Source organism: Carnobacterium viridans, assembly GCF_900102725.1.
Lineage (GTDB): Bacteria > Bacillota > Bacilli > Lactobacillales > Carnobacteriaceae > Carnobacterium_B > Carnobacterium_B viridans.
Genome location: NZ_FNJW01000002.1, coordinates 1 through 16,081, shown reverse-complemented (window position 1 = coordinate 16,081; position 16,081 = coordinate 1). Strand labels below are relative to the sequence as shown.

The following is a 16,081-nucleotide window of genomic DNA, read 5'->3' as shown; positions in this document are numbered from 1 at the left end:
AAAGAATCAATTGTTCGCTCTAGATAAAGTCTGTCAAAATATATCAAAAAAATAAGATTCATAGTCGTTTTTTTGTTTTTATTTTGGCATACAAAATAAGCCAATACTTGAAATCATTTCAGGTATTGGCTTGTTTTTTTTAATGAGGTATAATAAACACAAATCATAATCAAAGGAGTACTCCGATGACGCCAAGTAAAGAAAATTATCTAAAAACCATCGTTGAATTAGGTGGAGAAAAAAAAATAGTAAACAATAAACAATTATTAACAACGCTTAATGTATCCGCTGCATCTGTGACAGATATGAATACAAAATTGTTGAAAGAAAATCTTATTATCCATATTCCTTATAAAGGTGTCAGAGTTACTGAAAAAGGATTACATTTAGCTAATCAGGTTATTCGAAAACATCGTATATGGGAAGTCTTTTTGTTGGAAAAATTAGAGTATGATTGGAAAGAGGTACATGCAGAAGCTGATCTTCTTGAACATGCTTCTTCTGACGAGCTTATTGAACGATTATATCGTTTTTTAGGAGAACCAGAATTTGATCCTCATGGTGGTTATATTCCAGCTAAAGATAGTACAACTTCTACTATTCAATATTCTAAATTGATTGACCTATCTCCAGGAGAATTTTTTGCTATCAAAGAAGTGAAAGATGATCAAGAATTTTTGGAATACTTAACATCTAAAGAAATTAAATTAAGAGCTCGTTATACTCTACTTTCGAAAGAAGCATATGAAGGGGATCTCACTTTAAAAGATACCGATGGAAGCATCATTATGATCAGCAATAAAGCTGCTTTTAAAATTTATGTAGAAAAAATATATATCTAAAAAAGAGACTGAAACGGGCATATTTCAGATCTCTTTTTTTCTCAATACCCCCACTCCTTGATCAATAATTTGGAAATTCCAATTTTCTCATTCAACCATTTCTTTAACTTTAACAATGGAACTATAAATAAAATAAATAAACCAATAGAGTTGAAGTGTGTATTTAAAATAAAATAGCTATGGAATTCTATGAAAATAATGGCTGGAAAAAAGTTGTCGAAGAAGGTAATCCGAATGAAAAGTATTGGGTTATGGTATATGAATAAATTATTTAATTTATAGTCTGTTTTATATAGTTCTTACAGTTATCTAAAATCTAATTTTTCTGTCTAATAATTAAGCGTAAATTTCATATCTAAAAAGAGAAAATTTAATTTACTGAATAAATTAATCATGCAGATATAAAGTTACCGTTACTATATCTCCACCGCTTTTCCCTATTGCGTCTCTAATTTATTTATTGATTGAAATAATCTTATCTTCACCTTTCCTTGGAGCCAAATAAATGTTTTTAACTTCAAAATCGTCTATTGTACCAGATACTTTTAAATGTCCCCATTTTCCTTTAATGTCAGCTGTTCCTGGAAGTCTAAGGTGATATGTCCATGATCCAAATCCTTCTTTGTATTGTAATTCGAGTTTCTGATTGTCAATTATTTTTATCATTTAAATAACCCCTTTTCTTATTCGCTTTATATATAGTTATGATACATGAAACTATATATAATAGTGTATCTACTTGTTCCAACCATATAAATAAATACCAGTATCATTTTAACCATGTTACTCAATTTCGAACAACGTGAGTTTTATTAATTTTCGTCAAATCAAGTTTTTTCGGTATTTTATGAGCAAAATAATCTATTAATAGTGGCAACACGTCACAAATAATAAGACTTAGTTTATTTGGTTTGAATAATTGAATTTTTTTAAGTTAATGGTAATCATATTTATCACTTAAAACAAAAATTAATCGAATAAATCAGTAAAATTAGCGGTAATTTCTTTTGAAGTAATCTATTTAGAAAAATTTCAGGGGGATTTTTAAACTAATCTATATGAGTTTGTATCTTATAATTTATTTTGTGACTTCTGATCAACAAAAGAGTCATATTCATCTTTGAAAACTTGAAGAAATTCTTCTAATAGCTGTTCATCTTGCTTTTGCACAGCTACATTTGACCAAAAAGATACTTCACTTGATTCATCCTCGGTCTCATCAAAAATGTCTGACCAGTCTTCAATAACAGAATCCGTCAGTGGTTGGAAGTGGTCAATTATTGATATGCGTTTATCAGTTGAACATTCTTCTTTAAAAAAGACAATGAACGCTTTAACATCAGCCATTGATTTTTGAACTTCATCAGATTCTTGAATTCTATTTTCTAACTCCCTGCGACTTTCAGTCTTACTTTCCTCAGTAAACCCCTCGAAAGTAATCTCCCATAGCAATTCGCTTAAAAAATCGATTTTAGGTATATCCAATGGAAATATAACGTTATAATGGAGCATCTCTTTAAAAGAAAGATAATCAATTGAGTAGTGCTTTCCATCTTCATTAAAGGTACAAAAAATATCCATCACTATTTCGTCTGTAAAAACATCTTCAATCCATTTAGCGGTAAAACTATATCCACCAGTAGAAGCAGCATCCGTTGTGTCTACTCTATCCAATTCTTCTCTCAACTGAACTAACTTTTCTTCGATATTACCAACAGTAACCTCTTCCTCTTGGTAATAGTGTTTCTTCCAGTAGTTAGAGATAGTCTGTATTATTTCATCGTTAAATAAATAGTTTGTTACAACCTCTTTTAAGATCATCCTTTGTCTTCCTCCTTTTTTCTATTTCAAGCCCAATCCATCAAATAAATACAATGTACTTATTTCACTTCACGTTCCAATGTATTTAGGATCGAAAATAGACTGTCTTTATTCTCATCAGGAACAGGAAAATATATTGTTCCTCCTCGTGTCACAGAGAAAACTGACTGTGAAAGAAATTGTGAATCAGCTTCTACAATCTCTTTCACAGTTTCTTTGGTCGCTTCAAAATGAAATTGTAATCCTATCGCATTGAACAGGCGAAACCCTTGGTTTTCCCACTTTTCAGTAGAATATAAAGGCATAGCATGGCAAGTTTTTGTAAATCCTTCACCATGCCAATGAAGGACAGTGTACTCTTTACTCGGATGAAAGTTTTGCGTTAAAGAGGTCACCGAGTGCCAACCAACTTCTTTAGGAGTAGAAATAATATCACTTCCATAGGCTTTAGCTAATTGTTGTGCACCTAAACAAATTCCTAACATCGGTTTCCCACTAACGACGACTTCTTTTATCAGTTGTCGTTCATCTTGTATCCATTGTTCTGTGTCATTCGCACTCATCGGTCCACCTAAAACAATTAAGAAAGAAACTTCTTCCGATTTGGGAAAGTCTCTCCGTTAAATAATTTAATCATTTCAACTGTATGATTATTCTCTTGTATCCAGTCCATAATCCGGCCAGGATTTTCAAATGAAACATGTTGAATAATATGTATATTCATACTACCCTCCTTACTAAATATAGTAGTTCATTTTTCCGTAAAGCTTTTTTATTAAGCAATTATATTTATTTGTATTTTATGTTTCTCAGTGATCTATTTTAACTATTCTTAAAAAATTATCTAAGCTATAAGCAAACTCAATTTCCATACCTTATTCTTTTACTCATTGATTCGTTACAATCATAAGATATCTATCCTTTTATTTACTACATAACTTAAATAAAAGGGGTTGACCTAAGGTTTCTCATTTGCTAGCCGAGGTGAGAGAAATTGGTGAGATGAGCATAGTTGTACCCTAGCAAAGCCTAAAAATATATTTAAGCTTAACTAGAGTACGAATGTGTTTTTATGTATGGTCTAGCCTCGGATCGAGTCGGAGCCTGCTTCACATGCTATATCGTCGGTGTTGTTGTCTCAACACGCTTAAAACACTCTTAAAATCCACCCTAAGAGTATTGTTTTAAGCTACCAGTCTAAATCAGACCTGGATTACCGCCCCCACCAGTTCAAATCGGTCGTGGTCACCATTCAGAACAATAGAGGATATAGCGACCCTATTTGATTGTTCCTAGCATTCCTTATTGCAGCGGCGTATGCTTAACCTGTCTACTTAAATGCTGTCACGCACACAGCTTGGCTCCTGTGTTGGTAAAAAAGCCAATTGCCATTTGTCCAGGTGCTTGGTATAATGACAATACATAAATCAGAATAATTTGTTGTCCTACGAACGCCAATTCGTGGGGCTTTTTTTTTATTTAATTTTAGTGTTATATCGAGCCTAACGCACTTAAAATGTGAAGTAAATGCTTTTTTCTATTAACAAACTATACAACAGTATACTAGTATACTGTATGAAAATAACGTTAGTATACCAGTATACTAACGCGTAGTTTGTGTAGCGGTTTTTACATGCTAAAAAAAAATATACAACGGTATACTGGTATACTAACGTATAGTTTTCATTAGGTATAAACGAAAACAATTTATAGGGAACTGTTACTATGTCAGTGATTTAAATGAATTATAAGGATAACGCACAAGTACTCTGGTATACTTATACGTTGGTATACCAGTATACTTGTGCGTAGTATACTGGTATACTAGTATACTTTTTAACTTAAGCATAAGTATACTGGTATACTTATGCTTATATTTCATTTTTGTTACATCTACACATAAGTAACTTTCGCAGTAGTATACCGTTGCATATTATGTTTTTAAATGTTAAAATTTATACATAAGTATACTTATGTATAAATTAGGAGGTAAACAAATGAACGGAAAAGTTTATGTTGTTGGAAACTTTAAGGGCGGGGTTGGCAAAACAAAAACCGTAACTATGCTGGCATATGAAGCAGCTACATATTTAAAGGAACGTATCTTAGTTATTGATATGGACCCTCAAGGCAATGCTACTAGAGTGCTTGCTAAAACTGGAAATCTTGATAACATATCAAAATCAATTACTGATGGTTTTCGAAACGGAAACCTTACCGATGAAATCGTTCATGTCATGGATAATTTAGATATGATACCAGCAAATACATCCTTTAGAAATTTATCAAAGATTCTTTTTGATAAATACCCAGATAATGAAATAGCTCAAATTTCTTATTTAAAAGAATTAATTGAGCCTTTCAAAAATAGTTATGATCGTATTTATATAGATGTTCCTCCCACGATATCTGATTACTCAGACAATGCTATGATAGCTGCCGATTATTGTATTATTGTTCTTCAAACCCAAGAACTCTCATTAGATGGTGCCCAAACATATATTGCTTACATGCAATTTTTATCAGAAAACTATAATGCCCACTTACAAGTTGTTGGAATTATTCCTATGATGTTAAGACAAGGTGGACGAGTGGATACTAGAGTTTTAGATCAAGCAAGAGAAATGTATGGCAGCAATGTTATTGATACTATTGTAAATTACCAAGAACGTTTAAAAGTATATGATGTAGAAGGTGTTCACATGAACACTAATGCAAATGGAAAAGTAGAAATGTGGGATGGAAAAGCTCATCAAATTTTCATAGATGTTTTAAATGAATTGAATGACCATGAAGCGTATTTAGAAAATATTTAACTGCTTAGAATGGGAGAAGGGAGTATTTTATGAGTAAGTCATTTGAACCAATTATCAAAAGACAAAAAAGTAGTCTCCAAGAAAAAAATGTATCCATAAAAGGAACTAATGACTTTGGTAGATCACCTATCCATTCACCAAATGATCTTCCAATTGAAAACAAAAAAACACAAATTCAAAAACAATTTAAAGTACAAGAGAAGAAGGTACCCGAAAACTTTTTTAAAGCTACAAAAACAGCTAAATTATCTCCTGATGTATTACTAAGACTAAATACATTAAAACCTTTTATTGAAGAATTAGAAGAAATGGATAAATCAACTGTAAACGATATGATGCAAATGCTAATTGAAAGTTATGTAAACGCACGCTTAACTAACCGTCAAAGAGAGGGTTACAATCAAATGTACGAACATCTTTACGAGCATTCAAAAAAATAAGTTTGCAGAAAATAAGTTAACTATACAAAAGTATACTAGTATACTTTTGTATAGTTAACTTTAAAGATGCGTAGATGCCAAAAGACTTTTTAAGCTCATAATTTTAAGAATACTCACACAGACACTGTTGAATAGCTTGCGTAAGTATACTTTTGTGTAGATATTAAATGTAGGAGGCCTTCAAGTGAATAAATTTTTCAAATCCATAACTAGCGACTACTTTGAAGATATTTTAGTACGATTAGCTCATCATTCGGCAGGGATTGAGGGAAATACTATTTCTTTACCTGCTACCGTTTCTATCATTGTAAATGGTACTTTACCCATTAGTTCCGGTGCTACAGTTAGAGAATTTTATGAGATTGAGAACCACAAGCAAGCTTTTGATCATATGATAAATCATTTAATAAATGAAGAGACCCTTTCTACCACCATTATTAAAGAGATACACGCTGATTTAACAGATCGATTACAATACGATAAAGGTCAATTTAAAAAGAATGAAAATATGATTTTAGGTGCTGAATTTCAAACAGCTTCACCATCAGAAACACCTTTGTTAGTTTCTCAATTAATTGATAATTTAAATTATCGTTTAAGTATATCTACAGATAGGGAAGCTAAGTTAATGGCTATTTTGGATACTCATATTCAGTTTGAACGGATTCATCCATTCTCAGATGGGAATGGCCGAACTGGTCGGATGATGATGAACTATTCTTTATTACAGGAGAGATTTCCTCCATTAATTATTGAAAAGGATACAAAAGCACAGTATGTTGAAATTTTAGCAACTCAAGACGTAGATTCTTTTGTAACTTTTGCTAAATCAATCCTAGATAAAGAAACTAAACGAATGATAGCATTTCAAAATATGGATCAAGAAAAAATCAAAGAAATTGAAGAATAAGCTTCTTAGGCTTTTATTCTTCAATTTCTTTGATTTTAAGTGTCTCTCAGGAGCATTTTAAGAACATTTTAATTTGTTTGTATGTATCTATATCTATATAGTTGCTTGAGTTACATTCATTTCTACCTATAGAATGTAGTTCAATTTTTTTTGCTATTTGTTATACCGATAGTATATTGTTGTTTCTTAACTTGTGGGGGTTTCTACTTAATCTAAATAAAGAGTTCCTGAAAATAATCATTAGTGTATGAGCCAAAAACTAGACACTCGAAAAGTGTCCTTTATAGATAAGCTATTCTATAGTGAGTCATCTGTTATAATTATGAGTAGGAGGGATTTTTATGAGCCAAAAAAAAATTTTTACTTTAAAAGAAAATTTACTTGAAACGTATGACGTTTCACTTGATTACAATGGTGTCTCCGGTAAGCGATTAGCTGAACGGTTAGGAGCTTTGTCAAAAATTGGATTAACAGAACAGAATGGTTCTTATCGTACTGGTTTTTCATTTGAAGAAAAAGAAGCAAAAGAACTGGTCATGAAATGGATGAAAGAAGCCGGACTTTCTGTACATCAGGATGGAGCAGGCAATGTATTTGGTCGGCTGGAAGGCAAACGCCCAGGTGTACCTGCCGTATTAAGCGGTTCTCATGTCGACAGTGTCCCAAATGGTGGACACTTCGATGGTCCATTGGGAGTATTATCTGCTTTGGAAGTTGCAGAAGCTTGGAGAGAGACAGAATTCACACCAGAAAAACCTTTTGAAGTCGTTATTTTTTCTGATGAAGAAGGATCGAGATTCCATGGTGGTTTGAATGGAAGTGAAGCTTTTATGGGATCAGGCGACTTAGACGAGAAGATAAAAAAGAAAGACACTAATGGAGAAAGTTTTGAAGAAGTATTGCAAGATGTGGGGTTAAGTCTAGAAAGTTACTCTAATGCCAAACGGGATTTGGATGATATCGAAACCTTTATTGAAATACATATCGAGCAAGGAAAACGGTTAGAAAAAGAAGAACTTCCTTGTGGAATTGTGACAGGAATTGCCGGACCTCACTGGTTGGAATACACCTTTCAAGGAGAAGCGGGTCATGCAGGAAATACACCGATGAATGACCGGAAAGATGCCTTACTTGCTGCCAGTGAGTTTATAGTCAAACTCAATCAAATTCCACAGCAAATTAATGATACCGCTGTAGCCACAGTAGGAAAACTTCATGTAGAACCTAATGGAGTTAATGTCATCCCTGGGAAAGTTACCTTGTATGTCGATAGTAGAGATATCTATGAAGAATCAAGAAATACCTTAGTCAACCGCATTATTCAGCTTGGAGAAGAAATTGGAGTATCACACAAATTGTCTGTTACGTATAAAGAAACCTTAAAGAGCCCACCTGTGCCAATTTCTGAAGACCGGCAAGAGCTACTTGAAGAGGCTATGAAAGTAAACAGCATTCGTCCTTATCGTTTGCCAAGCGGAGCAGGACACGATGCAATGGTTCTCGGAGAACAAATTCCGATAGTCATGCTGTTTGTTAAGAGTAAAGATGGCATCAGCCATAACCCGGCAGAATGGTCAGACTTAAATGACTGCATCCAGACCATACACGTACTCAAAACCTATATAGAAAAATTGCAGTACTAAATTCCAAATAAAAAATATAACCTTGTAGTGCAAAAAAAGAACACAAAAAACGGTGTAGTTCATACTACTTCGTTTTTTGTGCTCTCGACTCTTATTCTGCTTTACATGACAGTATTAACTTATTTATATCCAATTCAACTTTTCTTACTTTGGGTTACTATTGTAGTAAGCGGCACACCTAGCCTATACCTAATTAAGCATTCCTATAGAAAAATAGTTTATAGCGTTTTATTTTGTACTTAAATCATCTAGTGTTTCTTTTAGTAGTTCATATTCTGATATCGATATAGTGGTTTCTTCCATATTTTTTTCTAGTAGTCTATTTAGAGATTCCATGCGGCCTTGCAAAGTACCATTATTGTAGTGGTTAATTATTATTTCTTTTATCACACCAAACATAATAATCATCTCCTTAAATCTATAATGAATAAATTGGATTTTACTCTATTAATAATATCATAACTTGACGTCTTCCATTTTATTAAAATTTTCGCAATACCGTTCCCAAAAACAAGTGTTTTTGGTAACTGTTTTCCTAAGTAAATAATTCACTAGAAAACCCTATAAAATAGAGGTTAGCAACATTACCAAAAATTATTATCAAATACCAGTATAAATAAGAAAAAAAATAATAAAAAACAACTTAAAATAATCTTTAAGTTGTTTTTTATTATTTTTTGCTTATTAATTATTTATTTGTTTGAGAGCTTTCTCTTATAATTAACTTTACCGGAACCAAACGTTTTGCTTCTGTTTTAATATAATTATTCTCCATTAGTTGCTTTAGTGAATCACACGCTAATGTTGCAATTTCTTGAATATTTTGTTCAATAGATGATAATTTTGGTGTAGTAAAACGACTATATGGAGTATTATCGAAACCAATTATTTTTACATCAGCAGGAACTTTTTTACCTTCTTTTCTTAAAACATCTAAGGCGTATACACCTAGCAAATCATTAACAGCAAAAATACCATCAATTTTCTGTTCTTTAGTTAAGAAATTTCTAAATGATTCATCTTCTTTATCAAGATTTACAAAATCAAAACTAGATGGAAACGTGAAAATATTTTCTTCTAAACTTGAGAAGATATGATTTTCTTTCAACGCATCGAGAAAACCACTTAATCTTTTTTCTGACGAAGATGACGCACGATCGTAGAGTAATAGCACCGGGTGTTTACAACCTTGTCTAATCAAATGAGAAGTAGCAGTATACGCTGCTTGGTAATGATCAGAAGAAATAAATATACTATTTACAGAATCATTTGGCTCTCTATCTATATAGACTATAGGAATTAAACTAATCCCAATATCAGTTGGTTCAAATTTCTTTACGCCAGAAATGATTACCAATCCATCAACCATCTTACTTTCTAGCATTTTCAAATAAGTTTTTTCTTTTTTAGGATCTCTATCTGTATTACAAATAATAGTCGAGTAACCTATGTCAAAAAAATGTTTTTCAATTTTTTGTACAACATTTGAAAAGAAAAAATTTGTTATATCTGGTACTACAATACCTATCGACTGTGTTTTTTGTGTACGTAGACTTTTAGCAATCCTGTTAGTTCTATAACCTGTTGATTCAATGATATCCCTAACTTTTTTTCCTGTTTCTTCAGAAAAACGACCATTATTATTGATTACTCTTGATACAGTAGCAACTGAAACACCACTTAGTTTTGCAATATCCTTTATGGAAACATTCTCCATCTAGATACCCCCTTTTTTGTTACATCATCAATCTTGCCATAATAATGAAATACTTACAATAATATTCTATTTTATTAATTGACAGCTATTAAAAAAAATGCTAATCTAAATCTAGGTAAACGATTACTCAATTTCATTCTAACTTAAATAATCTATTTTGTCTTATATTTTTTGCTAAATGAGTAAACGATTACTCATTCGCTTAGTAAATTGTAATTTTTAAAAAATTTAAAGGAGGAGTAATATGAAAAACTTATTATGTCCATCGATGATGTGTGCTAGTTTTGGAAATCTTGAACAAGAAGTTAAATCTTTAGATGAGGCAGGTACAGATATTTTCCATATTGATATCATGGATGGTTCATTCGTGCCTAACTTTGGTATGGGATTACAAGATTTTGAATTTATTCGTAATGCTACTAAAAAAATGGTCGATGTCCATTTAATGATTGTAAATCCTGATAAATATGTAGATCTTTTTGCTGATATGGGAGCAGATATTATTTATATTCATCCAGAAGCTGATCTTCATCCCGCAAGAACTTTACAAAAAATCAAACTTAAAGGAAAAAAAGCTGGGATTGCAATTAACCCTGGAACCTCATTGGAATCAATAAGTGAATTGTTACCTTTGATTGATTACTTAATGATTATGACTGTAAATCCTGGTTTTGCTGGTCAGAAATACTTACCTTATGTAGATGAAAAAATAAAAAAAGCAGTATCTTTAGGTGAGAATTATAATTATGACATCATGGTAGATGGTGCTATCTCTGAAGAAGTTATTGAAAGATTATCTAAAATCGGTGTAAAAGGTTTCATTTTAGGAACTTCTACACTTTTTGGTAAAGAGAAAAGTTACAAAGAAATATTGAATTCAAATAGATAAGAGAAGGAGAATATATTAATATGAAAATTGCAATAGGCAGCGATCATGTAGGTTATGAATTAAAACCAGCTATTATAGATTATTTAGAAGAATTAGGCCATGAGGTTAATGATTTTGGTCCTTACACCACAGAGCGTACAGATTATCCTATCTTTTCAAAAAAAGTAGCAGAAAATGTTGCGAACCATAATTTCGATTTAGGTATTTTGATCTGTGGAACCGGCGTAGGGATTTCAATTGCTGCAAATAAAGTAGAAGGTATACGTGCAGTCGTCTGTAGCGAACCATATTCTGCTAAGCTTTCGAGAGAACACAATAATACAAATATACTAGCATTTGGATCACGAGTTATAGGTACAGAATTAGCTAAGATGATTGTTAAAGAATGGTTAGATGCTGAATATGAAGGCGGGCGCCATGAAAATAGAGTTAATATGATCAGCGAAATAGAAAAAAATAAACGTTAGAGGCATTTGCCTTAAACGTTTGCACTAAATGTAAAGGCTTTATATCTTAGAAAAGTGAGGAGAAAACAATGAACTATAAAAATTTAGCTCAAATAGTATTAGATAATGTAGGTGGACCAGCTAATATATCAGGTATGACACATTGTGCAACCAGATTAAGACTAAACTTAAAAGATAGGTCTAAAACTAATACAGATATTCTCAATAATACTGAAGGTATTATTTCAATTATTGAGAAAGGTGGACAATATCAAATTATTATTGGAACTGAAGTTAATAAAGTATATGCAGAATTAGAAACTATTATGTCAAATAATAATAGTTTCGCTAATGATAATAATAATAATAATGAAGATAGTAATGACAGTAAGAATATACTGAGTAATATATTCTCTACAATTTCTGGCATTTTCACACCTCTTTTACCTGCATTTGCAGGATCTGGTATTTTAAGAGGATTAGTATTACTTGCGACACAAGCAGGTATTTTATCCGAAGACAGTGGAACTTATGCTATTTTAACAGTAACAGCTATGAGTGTTTTTTACTTTCTTCCAGTTGAACTTGCTTATACTGCAGCTTTAAAATTTAAAGTAAGCCCTTATATAGCAGTACTTATTGGTGGTTCTCTCATTAATCCAGACTTTATCGCTCTTATGGGAAATCAAGGTAACGGTGCATTAACTTCCTTTTTAGGCATTCCCGTTGTCTTAATGAGTTATGCATATACTGTTATTCCTATTATTTTATCAATCTGGGTATATAGTTACTTGGAACGTTTTCTACGTCGGGTAATTCCATCTGGTTTGGAGCTAGTTTTTGTTCCTCTTATTTCTCTAGTCATAATGGTTCCTCTGACAATTATCGCAATTGGACCAATTGGAGTTTACGGCGGAGAGTTCATTGCTTCAGTAGTGAATACCTTGATTGAGTCAAGTGGTTTATTGGCCGGAGTAGTAGTCGGTGGTGGTTGGAACGTTCTCGTTATGTTTGGCTTACATTGGGCTGTTAATCCCATCATGATTAATAATATTGCTACATTAGGATATGATTATATTGTTCCTCTAACTTTTGCAACAAACTTTGCAATGATGGGTGCTGTTTTCGGAGTATTTTTAAAAACGCGTAATAAGAAAATGAAGAGCTACGCTCTTTCATCCGTTTTAACTATTGCTTTTGCTGGAATTACAGAACCAGCTATCTACGGTGTAGCTGTTAAACTAAAGAAGCCTTTTATAGCAGCAATTATTGGTGGAGCAATCGGTGGTGGTTTTATGGGGTGGGCTCACGTTTCTTCTAACGCATTTGTATTCGGTGGATTAACTACTCTTAGTGCTTTTGTAGGCGGAGAATTTATGTACGCTATTATTGGACTTGCACTAAGTTTTGCAATTTCTGCAGTACTTGCATATGTTCTTGGTTTCAAAGATCCTATCACAGAAACATCTGTATCTGCTTAAAAACATAATATTATCTAATACGAATATATTAACTTTAAAAAGTATTTAGTTTTAGGTGCGCTCTCTATTCTTAATTAAATAATAAATAAATCAAAAAGATACTTACCGCAAAAAAAATTGCGATAGGTATCTTTTTGATTCTTGTTAAATGAAATATAAGTAAAAAAAATTTTTTTTATTCTCCAACCATACCATCACCATCGTTATCACGCATATAGATGTATAACCAATGGTCTTTTGTAATGGGCATGGAGAACCCAGCATCTTTGGCTTCTTTGATTGTTACCATTCCGTTATTATTTGTATCGATTGAAGAAATGTCTCCACTAGGTTTTTCTGGTTCTACAATAGAACTTTCTGGTGAGGGTTCACTTTCAGTTGACTCACTTGTTGTTAACCCTTGCTCTTTATTGTATTCATCAGGATTTCCGTTCTGAAATTCGTCAACAACATCATTTCCGAGAATCGTATACGTAAACCTATACTTACTTGGAATCTGTGTTTCAGTATCAGGATAAGTAATAATAGCTTCAAAATTGGTTGCTCCGCCTGCTTGACGAATATTTCGTTCCATATAAGCCTGATCACCATGTCTATTCAATATACTATCTTGTGGAGTGATATTGTAGGCGTTAGATACTCCACCTAGAGAGTCTGCAATCACATGTCCTTCATCAAAGTTTGAATTTTCAACACCTGGAACTTTCGCTTCATCATGGTAATATCTGCCATTCGATTTAATAGGTTCCGTTGTATCATCTTGAAGGACAATAGCGTCTGCTGTTACACGAACAAGTTGTCCATATTCATTGGTAAATCCCCAATACTCTCGATCATCAAAACCAATATTAACACGTACATTTGGTTCTCTATGCCCTGATAAGTCGCCACCGTCAACACTAATCGTTTTGTAGTCATCTATCGGTTCCTCTGATGCTACTTCTTCAGTCTGGCTTTCCTTAACGGATTGTTCTTTTGTATCTTCTGTTTGATTGGAAGAAGCTACTTCAGAACTGTCCTCTTCTTTGACCTCTGTACTCTCAGTTGTTGTTTCTGTGCCTAAGTAACTTTCTGTTGCTCCACTTTCATCTGCATCTGCTGAGGGACTACAAGCCCCTAGCAAAAGAGAAGTAGCAATCAAAAAGGAAAGCATGTGTTTTTTGACGATCATTTCATTGCTCCTAAACGTTGTATATGTTTCATTTTTAAACGCTCGTTAATTAACGAACGTTTATTTTATTCATTTTTTATAGATTTACGTCGTTAAACTAAGGTTTGCGTAAAGGTAAAATCGTTTCGTTAATCATATCTGCAACAGCGTTCTTTATTTCTCTCCAGTACGTTAACCGTTTTACAGGGTTTTCTGTCGTAGCTTTATATGCCTCATAATCACTTGTTCGTTTTAATTCAGATTCCCCGTTTTGTCTTTCTTTTTTAGGGTTATAATGATTGACGTAAAAAGTTAAGACGCTCTCTTTCATCGCCCATTCTTTTGAAAGATGATTTACTTGGTAAGCGATCGCTTCTTGAATCATTTCTTCCAATAGACTAGAGACTTGCTTGCCACGGTACTGTTCTGGTTCTTCTTGAATATCTTTCCATAATTGTTCCATTAACTCTGCAAGTTTTGGATTCGTTCGTTTCAAATCGTTGATATAGCTATCAATTTCTTCTGAATCAGACTCTAGTTCAGAGCTCATTTCAGATTCTATATAGGTTGGAACCAATGCTTGAATCAGTTGTAAAATATACTCGTAATTAATATCTTCTGTCTTAACAGACTCTAGCTCATATTCCATATCCATATCTATTGGCTCGTCTATTTCTTCAGGATCTGGTTTTATTTCTTCTAGGACATTTTCATACTTTCCATGGTACTGTTCTATTTCTTCTACAGTGACATGATACTCTTTTTCTAGTTCTGCTTCTTCGTATTCCGTATACACTTGAATGGCCGCAAAAGCTTTGTCTACCTCTTGGAAAGCTTTCGCATACTTTTTCTTTTGTCCTAAACTTAATGCATCAACAGATTCTGGTGAAGGAGCGATTTTTCTTAAGCCTGCTAAAGCATCTTTAAAGGCCTGATGGGCTTCTTTGAATACCGGTGCTAATAACTCGTTCTCTCCCCCATTTGAATACAACACGAGAGCATCCTTTACTTTTTGCGTATATAAAGCAGGAGTCTGGAACGTAACAACTTGTCCAAAGTGTTTAGAACGATCAAATAACCGATTGGTTCGTGAAAAAGCTTGAATCAAGTCATGTGGCTGCATCGGTGCTCGATCGATAAAGAGTGTTGATAAACAAGGTGCATCAAAGCCCGTTAACAAACGATCCACTACAATCACTAAATCCAATTGTTCTTTTCTAAATAAGTATTTTTCTTGTTTTCGTGCTAAGCGATCATTGACGTTTTTATTATACGCCCGCATGGTCTCAATAGAAAAAGAGGTGCCAAACATCTCATTGTAATCTTTAATTGCTTCTGCCATTTTTTCCTGATTGTTAACAGACGTTGCCTCGTTTTCAGAAATCGAATAAGTAATGGCCACTCTTGGAAAAGTGGGCAAAACACTTTTGGTTTTGTCATGAATCGTTACTGGTGTTTCTTCAGCAACCACTTTTTTAAACAACTCATAGTAACGTTGGGCTTGTGCAATAGAAGATGTCGTTAACACAGCATTGTACGTTTTACCTGGACCATTTTGAAAGCCTAATTTTCGTCGAGATTTGTTTACAATTGAATGAATGACTTCTAACATATGCTTTTCGTCTTCATAAACGGATTTTGGAATCATGCGTTCCTTTTCTTGTTCAGACATACTTGCTAATTCTATACTTGGATCTAGCTTTACTATCAAATCGTCTAACTCATCATCTGAAAAAAGTACTTTTGTATTCAATTTGAAAGCCTAAGACAGCTTTGTCGTGAATCGCTTCTTTAACGGTGTATTCATGTAGGCTGCTGCCATATTGTTCTTTTTGTTGTGCGCGCTAAGTTTCCTAAAGCTTGTTTGGCGTTTTCAGCAAAAATAGGCGTACCGGTAACCCATACCAAAGAGACTGATAGAAAAAT

16 protein-coding genes are annotated in these 16,081 nt (G+C 33.0%); 8 read left to right on the top strand and 8 right to left on the bottom strand.

Features of this window, described 5'->3' with window-relative positions:
* The first annotated feature begins 185 nt into the window (after positions 1-185).
* Positions 186-842, top strand: coding sequence for a metal-dependent transcriptional regulator (locus BLT48_RS00090; protein WP_089974268.1), 657 nt, complete (start codon positions 186-188; stop codon positions 840-842).
* Between the two features lie 453 nt (positions 843-1,295).
* Here BLT48_RS00090 and BLT48_RS00080 read toward each other — a convergent pair whose 3' ends face one another.
* The 4 genes from BLT48_RS00080 to BLT48_RS13675 all read right to left on the bottom strand — a co-directional run bounded on the left by BLT48_RS00080 (position 1,296) and on the right by BLT48_RS13675 (position 3,387).
* On the bottom strand, positions 1,296-1,508 hold the full coding sequence (locus tag BLT48_RS00080; RefSeq protein ID WP_244885777.1) for a DUF1905 domain-containing protein: 213 nt from the start codon (positions 1,506-1,508) through the stop codon (positions 1,296-1,298).
* A gap of 405 nt (positions 1,509-1,913) precedes the next feature.
* The gene (locus BLT48_RS00075) at positions 1,914-2,663 is read right to left on the bottom strand and encodes a DUF6557 family protein (RefSeq protein ID WP_089974266.1); all 750 of its coding nucleotides are present in this window, start codon (positions 2,661-2,663) and stop codon (positions 1,914-1,916) included.
* Between the two features lie 59 nt (positions 2,664-2,722).
* Positions 2,723-3,226, bottom strand: coding sequence for a type 1 glutamine amidotransferase (locus tag BLT48_RS00070; RefSeq protein WP_089974264.1), 504 nt, complete (start codon positions 3,224-3,226; stop codon positions 2,723-2,725).
* Positions 3,227-3,243: 17 nt separating this feature from the next.
* Positions 3,244-3,387, bottom strand: coding sequence for a hypothetical protein (locus BLT48_RS13675; protein WP_176944016.1), 144 nt, complete (start codon positions 3,385-3,387; stop codon positions 3,244-3,246).
* A 1,273-nt stretch (positions 3,388-4,660) separates the two neighbouring features.
* Between BLT48_RS13675 and BLT48_RS00065 the strand changes: the two genes are divergently transcribed.
* From BLT48_RS00065 to BLT48_RS00050, 4 genes are all read left to right on the top strand, one after another.
* Positions 4,661-5,479 (top strand): ParA family protein, encoded by an 819-nt coding sequence (locus BLT48_RS00065; protein WP_007723335.1) that lies wholly within the window; start codon positions 4,661-4,663, stop codon positions 5,477-5,479.
* A 29-nt stretch (positions 5,480-5,508) separates the two neighbouring features.
* The gene (locus BLT48_RS00060) at positions 5,509-5,919 is read left to right on the top strand and encodes a hypothetical protein (protein WP_007723333.1); all 411 of its coding nucleotides are present in this window, start codon (positions 5,509-5,511) and stop codon (positions 5,917-5,919) included.
* 184 nt (positions 5,920-6,103) lie between these two features.
* On the top strand, positions 6,104-6,829 hold the full coding sequence (locus BLT48_RS00055; protein ID WP_089974262.1) for a Fic family protein: 726 nt from the start codon (positions 6,104-6,106) through the stop codon (positions 6,827-6,829).
* A gap of 341 nt (positions 6,830-7,170) precedes the next feature.
* Positions 7,171-8,472 carry a M20 family metallo-hydrolase gene (locus tag BLT48_RS00050; RefSeq protein WP_089974260.1) on the top strand — a complete coding sequence of 434 codons (1,302 nt, stop codon included), beginning with the start codon at positions 7,171-7,173 and terminating at the stop codon, positions 8,470-8,472.
* Between the two features lie 228 nt (positions 8,473-8,700).
* Here BLT48_RS00050 and BLT48_RS13670 read toward each other — a convergent pair whose 3' ends face one another.
* Positions 8,701-8,871, bottom strand: a complete 171-nt coding sequence (locus BLT48_RS13670) for a hypothetical protein (protein WP_176944015.1) — start codon at positions 8,869-8,871, stop codon at positions 8,701-8,703.
* Positions 8,872-9,160: 289 nt separating this feature from the next.
* Positions 9,161-10,189: a LacI family DNA-binding transcriptional regulator gene (locus BLT48_RS00045; protein WP_089974258.1), complete on the bottom strand. Its 1,029-nt coding sequence runs from the start codon at positions 10,187-10,189 to the stop codon at positions 9,161-9,163.
* A gap of 244 nt (positions 10,190-10,433) precedes the next feature.
* On the opposite strand from BLT48_RS00045, the gene rpe reads away from it, so the two are divergent.
* From rpe to BLT48_RS00030, 3 genes are all read left to right on the top strand, one after another.
* Positions 10,434-11,078: a ribulose-phosphate 3-epimerase gene (gene rpe / locus BLT48_RS00040; RefSeq protein ID WP_089974256.1), complete on the top strand. Its 645-nt coding sequence runs from the start codon at positions 10,434-10,436 to the stop codon at positions 11,076-11,078.
* Positions 11,079-11,098: 20 nt separating this feature from the next.
* Positions 11,099-11,545, top strand: a complete 447-nt coding sequence (gene rpiB, locus BLT48_RS00035; protein WP_089974254.1) for a ribose 5-phosphate isomerase B — start codon at positions 11,099-11,101, stop codon at positions 11,543-11,545.
* A 68-nt stretch (positions 11,546-11,613) separates the two neighbouring features.
* Positions 11,614-13,005 carry a PTS transporter subunit EIIC gene (locus tag BLT48_RS00030; protein ID WP_089974252.1) on the top strand — a complete coding sequence of 464 codons (1,392 nt, stop codon included), beginning with the start codon at positions 11,614-11,616 and terminating at the stop codon, positions 13,003-13,005.
* A gap of 175 nt (positions 13,006-13,180) precedes the next feature.
* Here BLT48_RS00030 and BLT48_RS00025 read toward each other — a convergent pair whose 3' ends face one another.
* Both BLT48_RS00025 and BLT48_RS00020 read right to left on the bottom strand, forming a co-directional pair.
* A complete protein-coding gene (locus BLT48_RS00025) occupies positions 13,181-14,176 on the bottom strand; it encodes a DNA/RNA non-specific endonuclease (RefSeq protein WP_089974250.1) in 996 nt (331 codons plus the stop codon).
* Positions 14,177-14,273: 97 nt separating this feature from the next.
* Positions 14,274-15,908 (bottom strand): type I restriction endonuclease subunit R, EcoR124 family, encoded by a 1,635-nt coding sequence (locus BLT48_RS00020; protein WP_244885776.1) that lies wholly within the window; start codon positions 15,906-15,908, stop codon positions 14,274-14,276.
* Positions 15,909-16,081 lie beyond the last annotated feature (173 nt).